The sequence below is a fragment of the Paenibacillus hamazuiensis genome, assembly GCF_023276405.1.
Lineage (GTDB): Bacteria > Bacillota > Bacilli > Paenibacillales > NBRC-103111 > Paenibacillus_AF > Paenibacillus_AF hamazuiensis.
The window spans coordinates 1,615,728-1,634,896 of sequence record NZ_JALRMO010000001.1 but is presented as its reverse complement, the minus strand read 5'-3'; the positions used below and the strand labels follow the sequence as shown (position 1 = coordinate 1,634,896).

Sequence of the window (19,169 nt, the reverse complement as noted above, 5' to 3'; positions counted from 1 at the left end):
GGAGGAGAGGCAAATGAACTCATTTGTAAAAGTACATGTGATGCACACCGGAGATTTAAAGTACGATCGGGCTCTGGCTTTTAAAGAGCTTGACGAGATTCCGGCCGTTAACCGGCGCGGTGAACCGTACCAGCAATTGGTCCCCGTTTCCAGTTACTTGATCGAACATCCCAAGGGACGGATCGTTATTGACGCCGGATGGCACGAAGACATTCGTACTCAGCCCAAGGAGCATTTTGGCGAAGACTTGTATCAATTTATCGAGTACAGGCTTCCGGCGGGAAGTTCGGTCAGAGAGCAGCTTGCCGCCAAAAACATTGCGCCGCAGGACATCGATGCGGTTGTTTTGACACATCTGGATGAGGATCATATCAGCGGGCTGGAGCTTTTGACCGGAGCCAAAAAATTTGTTGTCAGCGGCCCGGAGCTGAGGAACGCGGCTAAGTACAAAGAAAAATGGTATAAAGGCATATCGTTCGAAACGTTTGAGCCTGAACCGATTCCTTTCGGTCCTTTCCAATCGGGCAAAGATTTGTTCGGGGACGGACTCGTTTATCTTGTGTTTACCCCCGGGCATACGGCCGGACACGTATCCGTTCTTGCCCGCGTGGAAAAGGGGTGGCTCTTGCTCGTTTCCGATGTGGGATATGCCGAAAAATCATGGAAAGAGCTGGTTTTGCCCGGCTATACGTTTGACGACCAGCAAGCTTTGGCCTCTTTGCAATGGGTGCGGGAATTTTCGCAAAGAGAGGATTGCATCGCGGCTATTGCCAATCATGACCCGTCAGTCCAGCCGGGTATTTATTGACAGCGGCCTTCAGCGGCGTCCGAAGCCGGAAATATAAAAGGCGATGAGAAAAAACACCGACGCCGCTACATACATGGCGGAAATCGGGACATACCCTTTAATCCAGCCGGCGGCCCCCATCGAAAACAGGTGAGCTGCCATATAAAGCGGGGTCAGAAAGCCGTTTACTCTGCCGACGAGCGATTCGTCGGCGTTTTTCAGGACGATCGTATGGATCCCGATATGGATGGCGGGAACGGACAAGCCGAACACAACCTGCGAAACGAGTGTCAGGATGAGATTCGTAGATAAGCCCGACAGCAATATGCCGGCGGAGCACACAGCCATCCCCAATGACAGGACGCGTTCGGCCGGCAATTTCCTTGAGACCGCGGTCACGAATGCGCTCCCCGCAAGCATCGCGGTGCCGCTCGCCGCCATCAGCCATTGCAAATATTCCTTGGGCAGCCCAAGACGTTCCGTTACCAGAAAAATCGCCAGCGGCTGAATGATTCCGAGACCGAGTCCGGCCAGCACAAAACACCAGCCGAGCGTTTTCAAAGAAGGTTTGTCTGCGATATAACGGAAGCCCGCCCGCATTTCTTGGAGTATCCGACCTGCGGGTGCAGCCTCCGTATGGCGGTCCGGAGGAAGCAGCAGCAAGCAAACTGCCGAAAGCAAAAATGCGATCCCGACAAACCCGATCGAAACGGCAATGCCGTATTGCTGATAAACGAATGTACCGAACACCGGGCCGAGTATGGTAAACACGGCAAACAGCGTTTGGTAGAGCGACATGCCGGTTTGCACAAGATGCGATGGCACATGCTGCTTAAACAGCTTTAATCCGGCCGGCTGGGAAAACTGCGACAGCGCCGAGGAGATCAGCGTAGCCGCAAATACCGCCTTCCATCCTCCGAATGACATAGCAAACAGGACGGCGAAAACCGAGACGGCGCTGAGCAAATCGCTGCACACCATCGTCCGTTTTGGCGGCCAGCGGTCGGCAAAGGTGCCGCCGATGAAGGAAAGCAGGAATATCGGCAAGTATTCCGCTACGGCAATAAGCGATACGGCGAGCGGATCCGCATTCGTTTGCTCGGTGACGTAAAGCAGAACAGCGAAATTGCGCACCCAGACGCCGATCTGCAAAAACAATGCGGATGCCAAAATCATCTGCACGACGCGATTGTTCAGCAAGGATGTTCTCAAGAGCGGAACGGTTGTCATCTCTATGCATCTCCTTTATTACTTCGATGCACATAACGTACCATTCCGGCCGCGTCGCCCTCTACCCGCAGCCGGAGTTCGGATGACGGTTAACGGGAACAAAAAAACTGCCCCGAAAGGCAGCTGATTACGTCTTTTTTCTTATCAGGTGCCGCTTTATCGCATAATAGGAAAGCCAAGCGATGACGGCGACGGTGCCCAGTTTGTAAGCCATCTTCACGGACGAACCCTCCCGAACCGCACCAATTCACCAGGGTTCACGCCATATTTTTCCCGGAATGTTTCTGCGAAATGGCTCGGATTCGAATAGCCGACGGCGCAGGACGCCTCAAGCACGTTGACGGCGCCCATCTGCAGTAAACGATAAGCTTTCTCCAAACGTTTCTCCCGCAAATAACCGAACACCGTATTCCCGTATATTTCCTTGAAGCCGAGTTTCAGCTTGCAGTCGTTCATGCCGACGAGCCGGGAAAGCTCGATAAGTGAAGGCGGCTCCGTCATGCGCTCCAGCAAAATATCCCGGGCTTGACGGATTTTCTCCATTTCTCTTTTCGTCAACCTGGCGGCTCCCCGAATGCCGTCTTGCAGAAACGTTCGGAAAGCGAGAGACAGCAGTTCCAGCACGCCGCACTCCAGCTCGAAATTCGTGATCCCCGGTGATCCGGCAGAGCGCATGATTCGATTCACAATAACGGATGCAGCCGGATCTATCTTTTCCTGAAATACCCGAAACCTCTTATCCCCAAGTATGCGGTAAAAATCAACCGTCCGACTCCCGCCGGCCGCATCCTCCATAAATCGCTGAAAGGTCGCAACGGGAATGCCGATGCCCAGCATCCGGAACGATTCGTCCTTGGCAAATTCGAGGCAGGCTTCCGCCTGATCGATGAACTGAAGCGTGCAGCTGCCGGGGACGATCTCGAATCGCGAGCTGGAAACGCTGGTTTCCCGAGTCCCTTGAAAACAATAGCTCAGTTCGACCATGGCGGCGGCGCCGGGGATGTTCACTTGGCGCTGGCGGCAAAGCGTAAACTCGGTCAGCGCTACTTCCAAATCACCGCGGGGCACAAAGCGGCGTACGGTTCCTGATCCGATCCGCGAGCGCAGCTTCATTTCTTCCGTCCGGTTTTGAGCATTGCGCCTCAGTTCAAGCCCGTCAAAAAAAAGATTGAAATAATGACGAAAATCGGCTGCATCCAATCTGCTCACCCCGCTGTGAATGAATTTCGGAAAATGGATCCACATTTTTCCGTTAACGGCAATAGTTCATTATACCGAGTTTTGCTGCCTTTGACCAGCCAGGATGAGGTCTCTCCGGGGGGCCATGAGCGGGTTCAAGATGCCGAGACAGACAAAACCGATCATGACGGATGTGAAAATAATTCTCATGAAATTTCCCTCCTTTTACGTTTACCGCTCCATTTTACTGGAACCGGCAAACAGTGTCCGCCCGCTCACGGAGCCGAATGGATGCCGGAGGGAGAATTGAGGCCATATTTTACACGCAAGTTGAGCCGCCTGCGTGCAGAAGCGAAACGCGCGCCGTATTAGGCGCGCGTTCGTTTGGGTCAATCGCTGCTGGAGCTGGAGCTGCCGGAGTCGCTGGAACCCGAATCGCCGGAGCCACCCGAACCGCTGTCCCAGCTCGAAGTCGCCGAATCCGCGGACGAATCGCTGCCCCAGCTCGAGGTTGCGCTGTCCGCCGAACGTCTGCGTTCCTCTTCCGCCGCAGCTTCGGCTTCCGCCTGACGTTCCTGCTCCAGACGGCGCGCCTCCTCCTCTTCGCGGACAAGGCGGTCGTGCTCCTGCTCCATTTCGTCAAGCAGCGCGTTCGCCTGAGAGAGCTGGTTCAGCGCATCGGCATAAAACCCGAGCGAAATAAGCCGCGACACCTCGGACATGGAATCGTCGTAGCCGCTGGAAAAGCGCGAAAGATGTGAATGGGAGCGGAACCGCGAATGCTTGCTTCTGTACAGCGCTTGCAGCTCGCCGAGCCGCTCCTCGGCTTCCCGCTTCTGGCGGATCAGCTCGTCGACATGGCGTGCGAACGACTCCACTTCCGCGCCGATTTGCTGCAGCTGGTACTGCACGTTGTCCAGATCGAGCGGACGGCTTGCGAATAAAGCATCCGTGTCGCGAAGACGCCGCTGCACCTGATGCCGCAGCGTCGCAAGCGGACCGCTTGCTGCAGCGTCGTTCGTATCCAGGACGGCGATCGCCTGCTGGAACCTGCTCTTCTGCTCGGCAAACGAAGCCTGGCAGTCCCTTTCCTTCTGCGCGAGCGTATCGAACCGGCCCAGCACCGTTTGCTTCACGCCTTCAAGCTTGTCGATTTGCTCGAATATGGACAGAAGCTCGGCCGCCGCTTTCGAGTACAATTGAACGGCTTCGCCGTTCCACTCCCGCACCTGCGGGATGCGGGCGGCCTGCCCTGCCGCTTCCCGCTGGAGGTCGGCGGCCAGGGCCGGCAAATCGCTCCAATGCTTGCCGGCATATTCCTGCGTCAGCCTGACGATTTCCGCATCGAATCTGGCGTCGAAACGCAAAAGCTCGGCAAGCTTGCGCTCCGCTTCGGCCGCGCCGCTGGCGTTTTTGTCGCGCTGCTCGGCGATTGCCGCAAGCGATGTGCGTGCGTTGTCCAGCAGCGTGCGAACGCGCTCTGCGGTTTCAGCAGCTTCGGATGCATAGCCGGATTCCAAGAGCTGTACGGCTTGCCCATGAAGCGCCTTTGCCTGCGGCAGCGTCTCAAACGGATTATGCTCCGCAAGCAGGAGACGCTCCTTCTGCACGAACGATTCCATTTCCGATTTGGCGGTGCCGATTTTACCGGGCAGCTCCGGAATTTCGGACATACAGGCAGACATGGCTCCGATATCCGCTTCAAGGACAGACAGAATCGTCAGCGCTTCGTCCAATTCTTCCTTTGCCTGCATCACGTTAAAATCGTCGTTTTGCTCCGCCTCGGCTGCTTTCGCTTTAGCCTGATCCAGACGCGCCGTCATCGATTCGAGCGGATAACCTGATTTTTTCCGCCATTCGGCGACCGCGGCTTCAAGCTGCATGATTTGCGCATTCGCTTGGGAAGACGATTCCTTCACCGCTTTACCGGCTGTGACGATTTCCTCGAACGCCGCGCTTATTCTCTCGCAGTCGTTTTCATAGCCGCCGAGCGCTTCCTCGGCTTCGGCCAACACGGCCTGAGCCGTGCCGAAGGTTATGTACGGAATCGCCAAACCTCTGAGCCGCTGGCTCGTTTCGTTAATCGCGGCCTTCAGCGCCTCCGCTTCGTCCCGGATGCCGGAGAGCATCATCTTCGTTTTGGCGAGGACGAATCCTTTTTCCAGATCGCTGGTGATAAGGCTGTGATCCAATACAGAGCCAACCTTCTCCCAAACGTCTCGGCTTTGCTCAAGCAGCTGCTCGCATTGCGTTTTCAGCTGCGCACGTTTTCTGAACGCGTAGATCGCGTAAACGATCACCGCAACGATCAGGATCAGCACGAGGAAAAGCCATATCTTGGAGCCGCCACCGCCGGACTTGGCCGCAAGAGGCTGCTGGCTCTTGGCCGCCGCTCCGGACGGCGAAGCCGGTTTGGCAGCGGAAGACGACTTGTCTGCCGCAGCCGGCGCGGGGGCCGGAGATTTGATCATTCCGCCCAGCGCATCGGCTACCGCGATGACGCCGTCAGCCAGCTTCCCTTTGCTCGCAAGCGGAACGAACTCCTTGTCGATCAGCTCCTTCAGCTTCTTCTCTTTATTATTGCCGTCCTTGTCATAATCGTCCGGAAGCGCCTCTACGGCGGTTTTCAGCTCGTTGTTTTCATAATACACCGTAACGAGATTCGGTTTCGTGGAGATGACCATCGCGGCGGCATCCGCCTTCAGTCCCCACTTTCCGTAAGCGTCCTTAGCCAGCGCGTCGGCATTCGTCTCAGACAAACCTGTCGCCGTCAGCACGCTGATTTTCAATTTTTTCGCAGCCAGCTCCTTCTCAAGCCGCGCCGCATCTTCTTTTGTAAATACGCCTGCCGGATCGGTGACATAGCCTTTTCGGGCCGGCATATCGGCGGCGAAGCCGGTCGCGCCAAGGCAAAGCGACAGCAGGAAAGCAAAAATAAAGATCAACATCCGTTTTTGGCTGAACATGTGACTAAGGTCTCCCTTCTTAGGGTTCCGGGCTCATAGCTCCCGGTCTTTTTGCATATTTTTTTACGATGGTTCGGATTCGCACACCGTTCCTGAACCATTGTAACATCCGAAGAAGGGAGAAGACTGTCGAACATTGTCGTTTTCATGAAAAACTTGGAAGTATCCTCGGAGAATAAAGTTTTAAACTCGATGATCCGGTAAAGCATCAGGCTGAATAGCCTTAAAAAGAAACGGCGGTGCATTGGGACTTGCAAAAAGTCCTTGGACCGCCGCCGCTTTTATTATGTTATTCCGAAAAGTCGGTTACTGCACCTGTGGATGCAGAGGAAACCAGTCTTGCATACTTGGCCAGAACTCCCGAGTTTACTTTAAGCGGACGCTGCACCCACGCTTGCTTGCGGGCGGCCAGCTCCTCATCCGTCACTTCAAACATAATCTGCTGCGTTTCGCTGTCGATGGTGATCATGTCTCCGCTCCTCAGCAGCGCAATCGGTCCGCCCACCTGCGCTTCGGGCGATACGTGGCCGACTACAAACCCATGCGAGCCGCCCGAGAATCTGCCGTCCGTAATAAGCGCAACTTCCCCGCCGAGGCCCTTCCCTACAATAAGAGCCGTAACCGAAAGCATCTCCGGCATTCCCGGCCCGCCTTTCGGGCCGCAATAGCGAATGACCAAAACATCGCCTTTATGGATTTCATCCCTCAAAATAGCTTCGGTCGCTTCCTCCTCGCTATCGTATACCTTGGCCGGCCCGACAAACCGCAGCTTCTTCATACCCGACATTTTGGCCACAGCCCCTTCAGGAGCCAGGTTGCCTCTAAGCACAACCAACGGTCCGTTCGGTTTCAACGGTTTATTTAATGGACGAATAATATCCTGATCGTTTCGCAGCGGTGCTGCTTCGGACAAATTATCCGCCAACGTTTTGCCCGTCACTGTCAGGCAATCACCGTGAAGAAGTCCCTCGGCGAGCAGTAATTTCATTACTCCCGGAACGCCGCCGATTTCGTTCAAATCCTGCATGGCGTATCGGCCGCTTGGCTTCAAATCGGCCAGATGAGGAACACGCAAGCGGATCCGCTCGAAATCGTCTAACGTTAAATCGACACCAACCGAATGCGCTATGGCGAGCAAATGCAGGAACGCATTTGTTGAACCGCCTAAAGCCATAACTACCGTAATGGCATTTTCAAACGCTTTTTTCGTCATGATGTCTTTAGGATAGATACCTTGTTCCAGCAGCAATATGACCTGTCTGCCTGCCGCAGCGCATTCCGCCGCTTTGTCGGGCGAGATGGCCGGCGTGGAGGAGGAGCCGGGCAGGCTCATACCCATGGCTTCCGCCGCAGCGGCCATGGTATTGGCGGTGTACATGCCGCCGCAAGCACCGGGCCCCGGGCAGACGCTGCATTCCACCTTATGGAGCTGATCGTCCGTCATTTTTCCATCATGATATTGGCCGACCGCCTCGAAAGCCGTAACGATATCGACGCTTTTGCCGTCGAGATTGCCGGGTTGAATGGTTCCGCCATATACATAAACGGATGGAATATTCATGCGTCCGATCGCCATTAGACAGGCAGGCGTATTTTTGTCGCACCCGCCGATCGCCACAAGACCGTCAAAGCGCTCCGCCCCTGCCACGATCTCAATGGAATCCGCAATGGCCTCCCGGCTTGGCAGCGAGAACAACATGCCTCCATGCCCCATGGATATGCCGTCCGAGACTGTGATCGTATTAAAGATTAGCGGAGCGCCGCCGTGGTCACGCGCCCCTTTCTTGGCTTGAACGGCCAGTTCGTTGATGTGCATATTGCACGGCGTAACCTCACTCCAAGTGCTGGCTACGCCAATCATCGGTTTTTTGAAATCTTCGTCGGTAAAACCAACGGCACGGAGCATAGCCCTGTTCGGCACCCGGTTGACACCTTCGCTGATTACATTGCTGCGAATCCGCAGATCTTTTCCGCTCTCCATCGTTCAATCGCCCCTGTCTGTTTAAAATAATCCGTGCAGTTCCTGCATCGGACGGGTAAAATTCCGCTTCATCATCGCACGTGCGCTATCGCTGTCTTTTCTTTCGAAAGCCGCAATAATCGAGTCATGTTCATCGACGGAAGCTTGCGTTGCCGTAATCGGCTGCTTTAAAAAAACGTATTTGAAACGCCGGATATGAATCTGAAGCGATGCGCTGAACGAAGCGACATAAGGGTTATCCGAAAGCTCCACAATAAGGTTATGGAACTGTTCATCCGCCTCCATGGCTTGGTAAGCCTGACCGCTCTTAATGGCGGCGGCAAATTCCATGTTTATCGCCCGCAGCCTGTCGACCTGCTCGGGAACGATAATTTTTGCGGTAACCTCGGCTGCCAAAGCCTGAAGAGCCGCCATCGTCGAATACATTTTGAAAATGTCTTCCTTTTCAATTGCCGTCACTTTTGTTTCTTTTCCAGGATGCATAGAAACGAGTCCTTGTACTTCGAGCAGTTGAAAAGCTTCGCGAATAGGCGTACGGCTGACGCCAAGCGACTCCGCCAATTCCGCATCGAGAAGTTTTTCCCCGGGCTGCAGCGTACCGTCGATAATCCACCGCTGAATTTGAGCGAAGGCTCTTTCTTTTGCGGACATCCGTACGGGCGAGACAAAATTTTTAGGTACCGGCACTATGATCACCCTTTACCGATTAGTTAACATATATGCAATATATCGCATACATATATTAAAATCAAGAGGGTAAAATAAATCACCTCCCCTATTCTTAGGTGGCTGCCGCACTCGGCAGGAAGCAAAAAAAAGACCGTCGGATAGACGGCCTTGCGGTTTCATGACCAACAATTTCAAGAGGTTCATTGCTAGTTATCTCTTAAAAAATTGCTCCAAACGCTCCTTCTGGTGAAGGTGATGCCGGTAATGCATTTCGACGATACCGAACCATTCCCTCGCGTTTAGTGCGCCGAACCGGGGATGGGCGGCGGTGCCGGAAGGCGGATCGCCTTCGAGGAGCTCTCCGATGGAATTCATCCTGCTCGCGACCTGGTGCAAGCCTTGTACGATTTGCTCCTTGCTCTCAGGCTGCGGCGGCGCAGGCTGCGGAGCTTGTATCCGAACAGGCGGGAAACTTCCTGCGCCGAATACGGCTCTGCCCGCATCCGTCATTTCTCCTTCGGAAGCTGTGGCATCAACGCCCTGCGCCAGGCACTTCTCGACGTTGGCAAGCTGCATTTTCAGCGCAGAGCCGATCAGATGCATGTACATTTGCCCGAGCGACCATTCATCCTCACCGGGCTTTCGCCGCAGCTGCTCCAAGCTGAAACGGTCCAACTCCTGAATATAGTGATTCGTCGTTTTTTCGAATTGCTGCAAAGTTTCGGAAATGTTCATCGGTTTATGCTCCTTTTCATCATTTGTCTCCAGTATAAAAAAACGCTGCTGACAACATTATGTCAGTAGCGTAAAAGCTTTTCTGAAGAAAATGATTATCTTTGCACTTAGCCGGAAAACCTGCATCTAATTCCAATATTCCCCGATCAGAGCACTTTAGCAGCGGCAAGCTCAACCGAATTGCACGTTCACGCCAAGTGCCGCCAACTGGTCGAAATAGTCCGGGCACGTCTTGGCTACGCACGACGGATCGGCGATGCGGACTCCGCCCGCTTTCGCCCCGATCAAGGCGAGCGACATCGCCATGCGGTGGTCGTCTTGCGGGTCGAGCAAAGCCGGGCGAGGCTGTCCGGGATGCACGGTCAGCCCGTCTTCGCGCTCCTCGACGCGGATGCCGAGCTTGCGCAGCTCCGTGCAGATCGCCGCAATCCGGTCGCACTCATGATGCCGGATATGTGCCGCATCGGTCAGCGTGACCGGGCCGTCGGCAAAACAGGCGAGCGCCGCCATCGTCAGCGTCTGGTCGGACCAACGTTTCATGCTGACGGTAAAGCCGCCTTTCGGCTTCGGCGTTCCTTGCACCTCGACGAAATCCGCACTTTTTGTGACGGCGCAGCCCATCCGCTCCAATATATCGAGCATTTCGATATCCGGCTGGCGTGTTTCGGCGGAAATCCCGTCGATTCGGATACGCCCGTTCGTCAGCGCGGCCAGCGCCCAATAATAGCAGCAAGTGGAGACGTCCGGCTCCAGCCGGTACTCTCCGGGCTGGTAGCGGCCCGGAACGACAACGAACGAACGTCCCTCATCCCGCACCTCCGGCCGCACGCCGAACCGCCGCATCATGTCGAGCGTCATCTCGACATAGTCGCGCTGCACTACGCCGCCCTCGACGCGGATGGTTACCGGCGCTTTCGCATAGGGCGCGGCAATGAGCAGCCCGCTGAGGAACTGGCTCGATACGGCGCCGGAGATCGCCGTTTCCCCGCCCGGCAGCCCACCGCTTGCGCGAACGGTCAGCGGCAGGCAGCCGGCCTCGCGCTCGCAGCGGATGTCGGCGCCGAGCCGGGCCAGCGCCTCGAGCAGCGGGGCCAGCGGCCTTTCGCTGAGCCTGCGGCCGCCGCTCACGCTCCACTCGCCGCTTCCGGCGAGCAGCGCCCCTGGCAGAAAGCGGGCAACCGTTCCCGCCGCGCCCACATAAAGCGCACCGTGCGGGACAGGCCACTGTCCTCCCGCTCCCTCCACTACGGCCGTATCGTCCGAAACGTCAATCCCTACGCCAAGCCGCCGCAAACTATCGACGCACCAATATGAATCGTCGCTTTTTAGCAGACCCTCAAGCCGCGACGTTCCTTCCGCCAACGCGGCCATAATCAGCGCGCGGTTCGTCAAGCTTTTGCTGCCGGGCACCCGGATCGCCGCATCAACCGGCCCCGCCGCCGGTAAAATCAGCACCTCCTGCGTTTCGTTGTAGCGCGACCATGGGGAGCGTGTCCCCCGGTCCGGCTCATCAATCGACTGATCGTTCATCGCATCCACCTCTTCATCAAAATTACGGTGAAAACCGAACGCAACGTGTCCCGGATCATGCTTTCGATCGCTCCTTGGCCCCAAGGCGACCGCTATCTTTACTCCGGCACGACTGACGTCCGCTTCGCTTTGCCTCACCGCGGCACCCGGTCTTTGCCAACCGGACTTGACTTGATTATAATCAAGCTAATGAAATAGATGAAATCATCATTTTCCAATGATGTCATAGAGGTGTTTTATATCGTGTTCAATTTGGAATGGTATCGAATTTTTCTACACACCGCGAGGCTCGGCAATTTGACAAAAGCGGCGGAAGCGCTATACATCACGCAGCCTTCCGTCAGCTATGCGATCAAGCAGATGGAAGAGGCGCTCGGCTTGAAATTGTTTCGCCGTTTGTCCAAAGGCGTCGAGCTTACGCCGGAAGGAAAATCTTTGCTGGACTACGTAGAACGCTCGTTTTCACTTCTGTCCGAAGGGGAAAAACGACTCCAGGACCTGAAGCAGCTTGCCGCGGGAGAGCTTCGCGTCGGCGCCAGCGATTCGCTGTTCAAGATTTTGCTGCTGCCGAAGCTGGATGCGTTTCACTCCCGCTACCCTGATATCCGCATCCGGCTCTCGCACGGCAAGACGCCGGAAATCGCGCAGCGGCTGAAGGACGGGCTGATCGACTGCGGGCTCGTGCATATGCCGCTGACCGATCCGCAGCTGGACGTCCGGCCATTCGCCGAGCTGCCCTGCGCGTTTGTCGCCGGGCGAACGTACGCGGAGCTGGCGGACCGCCCGATTTCCGCAGCCGAGCTCGGCGGCCTGCCGCTGCTGCTGCTCTCGCAGGGCAGCAGCACCCGCCGTTTCGTCGAGACGTGGTTCGCTGCGCAGGGCGTCGCCGTTGACGCGGACATCGAGCTGGGCAGCATCGATCTGCTCGTCGAATGCGCCCGGCTTGGGCTGGGGATCGCGTTTGTCGCCCGCCCGGTTATCGAAAAGGAGCTGGAAGCCGGCGATCTGATCGAGCTTAAGCCAATCACCGGGATTCCGCCGCGCCAAATCGGCATCGCCACCCTCAAGCACGCAGCACTTCCGCTTTCTGCGGAAAGTTTTCTGCATATGCTTGCGACGTCCGGGACAAGTTAATGCAGGAGGTGGAAACATTTTGGATACTTTGGATAAAGAAGTGACAAAACCGGAATACACCCCCGTTCCTATCTGGAGATGCCAAAACGCCGATTGCAAAGCATGGGTCCGCGAGGAGCTGGCCGCATCGCCGAACCCCGGCTGTCCGCTGTGCAGCGGTAAAATGGTGCGCAGCTACAAGCATTTGCCCAAGCTCGTGAAAAAGGCGGCATCTACGAGGAAAAAGAAGATGGACGTGCTGCTGCACTAGTTCTGTTTGCAGCGCAAAAAACTCCGCCCCGGGACGGGACGGAGTTTTCTATAGAGCAAGCTTACCATTCCTGGCGGGCAAGCAAAGAGGACAAGAACACCAGCGCCAAACCTTGGCCCCAGCCCTGGACCCGCTTGTACGGCACTTCCTTGTAGCCCTGCGCGTCGTTCATGACCGCAGTGCCGGCCGATACGCCGTTAACCGAACCTTCTTCGCCGATGCGGCCAAGGATGCCTTTGATCGATTTGTTCACGTATTTGTTGTACATCTTCCCGCGGGACAACAGTGCGGCGGCAATGCCGGCCGAGCCTGATGTTTCCGTGTATGATGTCGGGTCCGTCAATACCGTGTGCCACAGCCCGGATTCGTCCTGCAGGCGGACAAGCGCGCTGAGCTGGTCGCGAAGCGAACCGTCGATGATCATAAACGAAGGATGCTGCACCGGAACGAGCTCGAGAGCCCGGGCCATCGTGATCGCCGCCCAGGAATTGCCGCGCGCCCAGTAGATGCCGGACATATGGTTTTGCGCGATGTTGTCCCAGCCGTGGTAATACAGGTTCGTGACCGGATCCTGCAAAAAGTTTTCATGACCGTGATACTGCTTGAGGCCATCCTCGAAATAATCGTCCCGCTTCAGCATCGCACCGATGCGCACGAGGAAGTAACCCGCCATGAACATGGTGTCCACCCAGGCCTGCTCCGGGAAGTTGTACGTTTCCGAGTTGACGGTATGCTGGAAAACTCCGTCCGCGAACCGGACCGCATCGTGCTTCAAATAATCCGCCATCTGCGTGGCGATGTCGATGTAGCGCTGATCGCCCGTCGCCTTATGCAGAGTGAGCAGGGAATGCCCAATGGAAACGGCATTGACCGAAAGCTTCGGCAGCCCGTCCTCGAGCTGCTCGTCCACCCAAGCTTTAAGCATATCGATGTATTCCTGCTTCCCCGTCGCCTCGTACGCTTCCGTAACCCCGTAAAAAGCGACGCCTCCCGGCCAGTCCCAGTTGAAGTCCATTTGGAACGTACGCTGCACGACCCGGTCAATCGCTTCTAAAATTTGCTTCTCATCGAATTCAAGTGCCGGCACGTCAGTTTCTCCCCTCATCGGCTTTCCTTTCGGGTGTTATCCTTTCAGGCCGCTCGTGCTGATGCCTTCCACGATAAACTTTTGAAATATGAAAAATACAATCACGATAGGGAGCAGCGACAGTGTAGCCATCGCGAACATGCCTCCCCAGTTGTTGAGCGATTCCCCGTCCAAAAACAGCTTGAGCGCCAAGGATACCGGATACAGCTCCGGCTTGTTCAAATACAGCAGTGGGTTGATGAAATCGTCCCATCTCCAATAGAAGGAGAAGATCGCCGAAGTGACCAGCGCGGGTACGATCAGCGGCAGTACAATCTTAAAGAAGATGCCGTATTTGCTGCACCCGTCCATCTTCGCCGCCTCATCCAGCTCTCCCGGAATCGTGCGGATAAACTGCATCATCAGGAAGATGAAGAAAGGCGCTGCAAAAAAGCTCGGAACGATAATCGGTTTGAACGACGACAGCCAGCCCAGCTTGGCAAACATGACGTACTGCGGAATGATCGTCACGTCATGCGGCAGCATCAAGGTCATCATGACGCAGCCGAACCAGAAGCTTTTGCCGAAAAACGGAATGCGCGCAAATCCGTAAGCGACGAGAGCGGAGGAAGCGACCGCGCCGATCGTGGAGATGACCACAATGTAAAACGAGTTTTGGAAAAACGTAGCAAACGTCGTACCCGCAAAGCCTTTCCAACCGCTCGCATAGTTCGCGAACTCCAAACGGCTCGGAATGAGGCTGTATGCCGTTGAGAAAATTTCGTCGTTAGGCTTCAGCGAGCTCGCGGCAAGCCAAAGGATCGGGTAAATCATGCAAAGCGCCAATCCGCCGACGATAATATGATACAAAATGGATTTTTGTTTTCCGGCAAGCCGCATCTCACTTCTCTCCTTTCGCTTCGTAGTGCACCCAAAGGGTGGACGTTTTGAAAATGATAAGCGTAATTATTCCGATGATGATCAGCATCACCCATGCCATCGCAGAAGCGTAACCCATCTCCATGAATTGGAACGCCCTTCGGTACAAGTAAAGCGAATACAGCAGCGTATTATCCAGAGGACCTCCCTCTCCGCGCGAAATGATGTAAGCCGGAGTAAACGTCATAAACGCGGAGATCGTCTGCATGATCAGGTTGAACAAAATGATCGGGCTGAGCAGCGGCAGTGTTATGCTGAAAAATCGGCGCATCCTGCCGGCCCCATCCACGTTTGCGGCTTCGTAATACGAGGCCGGAATGTTTTTCAGCCCAGCCAGGAAAATAAGCATCGATGAGCCGAACTGCCAGACGGACAGCGCGATCAGCGTCCAAAGCGCCGTTTCCGGCAAGCCGATCCAGTTGGCCGTCGTTTTGATGCCGATAAGTCCGAGCGCGGAGTTCAGCAGCCCTTTATCGCCGAAAATTTGCGACCACATGATCGAAACCGCCACGCTTCCGCCGATCAGTGAAGGCAGGTAATACGCCGACCGGTAAGCGCCGACACCGCGAATCGCCGTGTTCAGCAGCATCGCTACGAACAGCGCGAAAGCCAAACGAAGCGGCACGCTGGCGAACACGTACGTAAACGTAACCTGAAACGACTTCCAGATTTTATCGTCTTCCATGAACAGTTTTTCGTAATTTTGCAGGCCGATCCAGCGCGGCGCTTCGAGCAGATTGTACTCCGTAAACGAATAATAAAGCGAGGATATAATCGGAAATAACGTAAAAATGAGAAAACCCAAAATAAACGGGGAGGTGAATACGTATCCTACCACATGATTGTTCTCCCGCAGCTTCATCCTTTTCAGCCCCTTAAGCGACAAGTTTTCGAGCGATGCGGCGACGCAAAGCCTTATACTTTTCATTATAAGGATCGGGCCGCCCGGAAGAAGGCAAAAAACCGTTTACTTTGTTCAAAAACCCGATATATGCAAAAAAGAAGCCGCGGAAGCTGCGGCAGCCGGAAGCCGTTTACAGCGAGGAGAAAGACGAAGCGTATGGTGGGAATCGAGCGAAATTACCCTTCCTTTGCCAAAACAGGCGCATTTTTATTGAGGCTTCTGAATTTCTTCGGGGACATTCCCGTTACATTTTTGAATGTCCGGTAAAAGGTGGACAAATTCTCATATCCGACTTCAAAACAGACGGTAACAATGTCTTTATCCGTTTCCGACAACAGATTTTTGGCATGCCCTATCCGAACCTCGGTTAAATATTGGCGCGGCGTCATCTGGTAATATTCTTTAAATATGTTGTCCGCATAACGTATGCTGATGTTTAATTGATCCGGAATATTTTTGGACAGAAGAAAATTTTCAAAAAAATGGGTGTCTATATAGCTTCGTATACTTTCCGCACGCAAAAAGTTCGCATCGGTGCTTCTGCACCTTGTCTTCAGCGCTCTGTAGAAGGTAAGGAGTATTTCCGTAAGATGGCATCTCAGCGCATATACGTATAGCTCCGATTTTCGATTTTGTTCGTACATCATCTTGCGCAGCAGGCGCTTGATTTCGTCCGCCTCATAACCTGAAAAATTGATGACCTTCGCCCCGCCGAATAATGGTGCCGCCAGTTCCGGGCCTAAAAAGGAAATGTCAGAGAACGCGATGACGAGCAGCGTGAGCCGAAATTCCGACCTGATGATGTGATTGGTGTATGGAGTGATAATCGCGACATCGTCCTGCATGAGGGGGTAATCATTCCGATCGAGCCTGATGCTTCCGCTGCCCTCGATCGCGTATACGATCTGATATACATCATGATAATGTTCGACGAATTCATACTTCTTCGTATGTTTTTTTTCGTACAGTAAGATATTGGCGTCTCCGATGTTCAATTTGCGCAGCATCACAACATCTCCTTGGCATGCACGACTTTTCCCCATTATAGTAAAACCAAGGGCTTGATGACAATCCATCGCATACAGCGTCTGACTGTATTTTCGAACTGGAGGTTAAGAAAAATGCTCATCTTATCAAAGGACGCAGTAAAAAACCGCTTATGATCCTTTTAACAGGTGAGCATTTTTAACCTAATATCTTCTATAAATTCAGCAATCTATTAGCGTTGCCGCTGAATATCATCTCTTTATGCTCTTCCGGGATATCGAGAGCCTCGATCGCTTGAATCGTTTCCTTAATATGATGGTAACCGGCTTCGGGCCCAAAAGGCATGTCGGAAGCGAATACGATCTTATCGATCCCGAAAAAGTCAATCCCACAGGCAATCGGAGCTTTGGCCCCGAAAGATGCCGTATCCGCATAAAATCTTTTCAATGCGTTAACCGGCGGTTCGGTCAAAGGAGTTTCAACCAAATAGGCGTATTGTTTCGGTGTCCGTGTGCCAAAGTCCTCCATCCCGGATGCAAACCTGCCGGCGACCATCGGAATGATGCCTCCTACGTGATGCGTAATGACGCGAATTTCGGGATATTTTTCAAAAAGCCCGCTAAAAGCGAGTCTTGCCATCGCCAAACTCGAATCGACCGGCCAGCCCAATGACCACCACATTTCATATTTGGACGCTTCTTCTCCCTTGTAATCCGGCGTGAACATGGTTCGCGTCGGATGGATCCAAATTGCGCCTCCGGCGCGGTTAACCGTCTCATAAATGGTGAAATAATCATGATGATCCAGCGCTTTGCTCGTCGTATTGGTAAAAAACTGCACTCCCTTCGCACCTAAAACCTTGATGGCATATTCCGCTTCGATCAGTGCAGCTTCGATATTATTCACCGGCAATGTCGCAACAAAAGCCGGAAAATAGTCGTTATATTTGCTGACGATAGAAGCCATTTCTTCGTTTGCCAGTCTGGCCAGCACCGGCGAAACATCTTCGCTCGCAAACGCCTCCAAAGCGGGGGAAACCATGGATGGAACTTGGCGGTAGCCCTCAAATTTGTCCATCATTTTCAACCGGGCATCCAGATTGCTCATCGTAGGCAGCTGATAAGCTCTGTCCAGCATATGTGCAGCCGAACCGCACAGCTGCTCCACCTTCTTATAGTACACTTCAGGCATGAAATGGCAAAACATATCAATCATTTCTCTGGTCATAGATACCACCTGCTTGTTTGTATATTGTTTTATTCAAAAACGGGTCATGCAAGTAGAGAGGTTACGATAACACCGGCCAACAAACCTGCTGCGACGGGGATAAAGCTTTTTCTTGCGAGATCCTGAGGGTCCACTTTCGTTACGGATCCAGTAACCGCGAGAAACCCCCACGGAACCAAGGTAGCTCCTACCCAAATTGCCGACATTTGCGCCATAACGACCAGGTAAGCCAAATTGGCGCCTATCGGTTTGCCCAAAGCCATTGCAATGCTCGCCCCAATCGGAATGGCCGCGTAACCTGAGCCGTCAAACGCGGCAAACGCACTTGTTACCGTTGCCAGCAACGCAATCATAAATTTGTTAATCGGCATTTGCTCGGCGATAAAATAACCCCAGTCAAAAGCCAAACCCTGGATTTTCGGATCGCCGACAATCCCTTTCAGGGTATCCCCTCCGAGCCAGAAGAAGCCGCTGATGATGACGATAGGGCCAAATACCTTAACCGCAAAAATCCAGCCCGTACGTGCCTTCTCCAAAACTTCATCAAAAGCTTTTTTACGGTAATGAATGATGCCGCATATGAAAGAAATGATGTAAAACGTCCCTCCCATCAGAGCCATCGCGTCATTGCCGGACAACTTCCACTTTACCATGGCGTAAATATCGCAGGTAAACGCTAACGGAATGACTACAGCCATCCATTTCGCAAAGGGGGTAACCTTTGCAGTTTCCGCTTCGTGGGCTTCTTTGTAGGCTTCAAGATGAGCAACGTCGCCGGCTTCTCTTTTTTCCTTTTCGGCTCTGGTTAATTTCCGGGATACGAGGCATAAACCGATCATCGTCACAATGGACACGGTCGCCCAAATCGGAACGCTGGCGGCAAATACTTCGGCCACAGGCAATTTCGTAACTTTAGCCGTAAACGCCGGGGTACCTTGGCTGAGAAAATCGCTGGATAAGGCCATTCCTTTTCCGACAATGGACAACAGCATGCCTGCTACCAAGGGGGACATTCCTTTTACCACTGCAGCGGGCACGAGCAAAGCTCCCAGCAGGACAACCGCCGGGGTTGCCCGAAGCACCCAGCTCAGCAGCAGCGTGACTATGGTTAAAACAACAAAAGACATCACTGGATTCCGCAGCATTTTTTTGGCCGGCGCTACCATAATCCGATCGGTCCCCATATCCGCCATGATCCCGGTCATCGTCGTAATTGCCGCTACAATTAAAATAATGTTTAATAAATCCGTACCCGCGGCTAATATTGCCTTATACGTTACCAGGACGCCTTCGAGAAGGTTTCCCCCTTTAAGTGCCAAACTGGTTAAAAATAATCCCGCCAACGTGGGCAGCAAAGCATCCCTCCTTGTAGCGAGGCAAACGAAAATAATGACGATAAAAGCCAGATAAACCCAATCTGCAATTGATAAATTCACGTGATCAGGCATAATGTTTGCTCCTTTGCACACATAAAATCCATCTTCTTTTTTGCGACCGCTTTCATTTTTCATATGGAGTAACGTTACTGGACTTTATATTATCAACAGTCGTTTGATCTGTCTTACGAATATTAGAATTGGCTTCC

General features: G+C 53.8%; 16 protein-coding genes. 3 read left to right on the top strand and 13 right to left on the bottom strand.

Annotated elements, in window-relative coordinates:
• Nucleotides 1-13: 13 nt before the first annotated feature.
• The gene (locus tag MYS68_RS06980; protein WP_248925142.1) at nucleotides 14-808 is read left to right on the top strand and encodes an N-acyl homoserine lactonase family protein; all 795 of its coding nucleotides are present in this window, start codon (nucleotides 14-16) and stop codon (nucleotides 806-808) included.
• Nucleotides 809-817: 9 nt separating this feature from the next.
• On the opposite strand, the gene MYS68_RS06975 is transcribed toward MYS68_RS06980, so the two are convergent.
• From MYS68_RS06975 to aroA, 7 genes are all read right to left on the bottom strand, one after another.
• On the bottom strand, nucleotides 818-2,017 hold the full coding sequence (locus MYS68_RS06975; protein WP_248925141.1) for an MFS transporter: 1,200 nt from the start codon (nucleotides 2,015-2,017) through the stop codon (nucleotides 818-820).
• A gap of 216 nt (nucleotides 2,018-2,233) precedes the next feature.
• Entirely contained in the window at nucleotides 2,234-3,217 is a 984-nt protein-coding gene (locus tag MYS68_RS06970; protein WP_248925140.1) for a helix-turn-helix transcriptional regulator, read from the bottom strand.
• Nucleotides 3,218-3,585: 368 nt separating this feature from the next.
• A complete protein-coding gene (locus MYS68_RS06965) occupies nucleotides 3,586-6,162 on the bottom strand; it encodes a septation ring formation regulator EzrA (protein WP_248925139.1) in 2,577 nt (858 codons plus the stop codon).
• 289 nt (nucleotides 6,163-6,451) lie between these two features.
• Entirely contained in the window at nucleotides 6,452-8,143 is a 1,692-nt protein-coding gene (ilvD, locus tag MYS68_RS06960; protein ID WP_248925138.1) for a dihydroxy-acid dehydratase, read from the bottom strand.
• Between the two features lie 21 nt (nucleotides 8,144-8,164).
• Nucleotides 8,165-8,830, bottom strand: a complete 666-nt coding sequence (locus tag MYS68_RS06955) for a GntR family transcriptional regulator (protein ID WP_248925137.1) — start codon at nucleotides 8,828-8,830, stop codon at nucleotides 8,165-8,167.
• 192 nt (nucleotides 8,831-9,022) lie between these two features.
• Nucleotides 9,023-9,547 carry a DinB family protein gene (locus tag MYS68_RS06950; RefSeq protein WP_248925136.1) on the bottom strand — a complete coding sequence of 175 codons (525 nt, stop codon included), beginning with the start codon at nucleotides 9,545-9,547 and terminating at the stop codon, nucleotides 9,023-9,025.
• 171 nt (nucleotides 9,548-9,718) lie between these two features.
• Entirely contained in the window at nucleotides 9,719-11,077 is a 1,359-nt protein-coding gene (gene aroA, locus MYS68_RS06945) for a 3-phosphoshikimate 1-carboxyvinyltransferase (protein ID WP_248925135.1), read from the bottom strand.
• Between the two features lie 243 nt (nucleotides 11,078-11,320).
• On the opposite strand from aroA, the gene MYS68_RS06940 reads away from it, so the two are divergent.
• Both MYS68_RS06940 and MYS68_RS06935 read left to right on the top strand, forming a co-directional pair.
• Entirely contained in the window at nucleotides 11,321-12,211 is an 891-nt protein-coding gene (locus tag MYS68_RS06940) for a LysR family transcriptional regulator (RefSeq protein WP_248925134.1), read from the top strand.
• Between the two features lie 19 nt (nucleotides 12,212-12,230).
• Nucleotides 12,231-12,461 (top strand): cold-inducible protein YdjO-related protein, encoded by a 231-nt coding sequence (locus tag MYS68_RS06935; RefSeq protein ID WP_248925133.1) that lies wholly within the window; start codon nucleotides 12,231-12,233, stop codon nucleotides 12,459-12,461.
• Between the two features lie 61 nt (nucleotides 12,462-12,522).
• On the opposite strand, the gene MYS68_RS06930 is transcribed toward MYS68_RS06935, so the two are convergent.
• The 6 genes from MYS68_RS06930 to MYS68_RS06905 form a co-directional block, all read right to left on the bottom strand.
• A complete protein-coding gene (locus MYS68_RS06930) occupies nucleotides 12,523-13,548 on the bottom strand; it encodes a glycoside hydrolase family 88/105 protein (protein ID WP_248925132.1) in 1,026 nt (341 codons plus the stop codon).
• A gap of 36 nt (nucleotides 13,549-13,584) precedes the next feature.
• A complete protein-coding gene (locus MYS68_RS06925) occupies nucleotides 13,585-14,427 on the bottom strand; it encodes a carbohydrate ABC transporter permease (protein ID WP_248925131.1) in 843 nt (280 codons plus the stop codon).
• Nucleotide 14,428: 1 nt separating this feature from the next.
• A complete protein-coding gene (locus MYS68_RS06920; protein ID WP_248930834.1) occupies nucleotides 14,429-15,328 on the bottom strand; it encodes a carbohydrate ABC transporter permease in 900 nt (299 codons plus the stop codon).
• A 218-nt stretch (nucleotides 15,329-15,546) separates the two neighbouring features.
• Nucleotides 15,547-16,377, bottom strand: a complete 831-nt coding sequence (locus MYS68_RS06915) for an AraC family transcriptional regulator (RefSeq protein WP_248925130.1) — start codon at nucleotides 16,375-16,377, stop codon at nucleotides 15,547-15,549.
• 193 nt (nucleotides 16,378-16,570) lie between these two features.
• The gene (locus MYS68_RS06910) at nucleotides 16,571-17,584 is read right to left on the bottom strand and encodes an amidohydrolase family protein (protein ID WP_248925129.1); all 1,014 of its coding nucleotides are present in this window, start codon (nucleotides 17,582-17,584) and stop codon (nucleotides 16,571-16,573) included.
• A 44-nt stretch (nucleotides 17,585-17,628) separates the two neighbouring features.
• Nucleotides 17,629-19,095, bottom strand: a complete 1,467-nt coding sequence (locus MYS68_RS06905; RefSeq protein ID WP_248925128.1) for a TRAP transporter large permease subunit — start codon at nucleotides 19,093-19,095, stop codon at nucleotides 17,629-17,631.
• Between the last annotated feature and the right edge of the window lie 74 nt (nucleotides 19,096-19,169).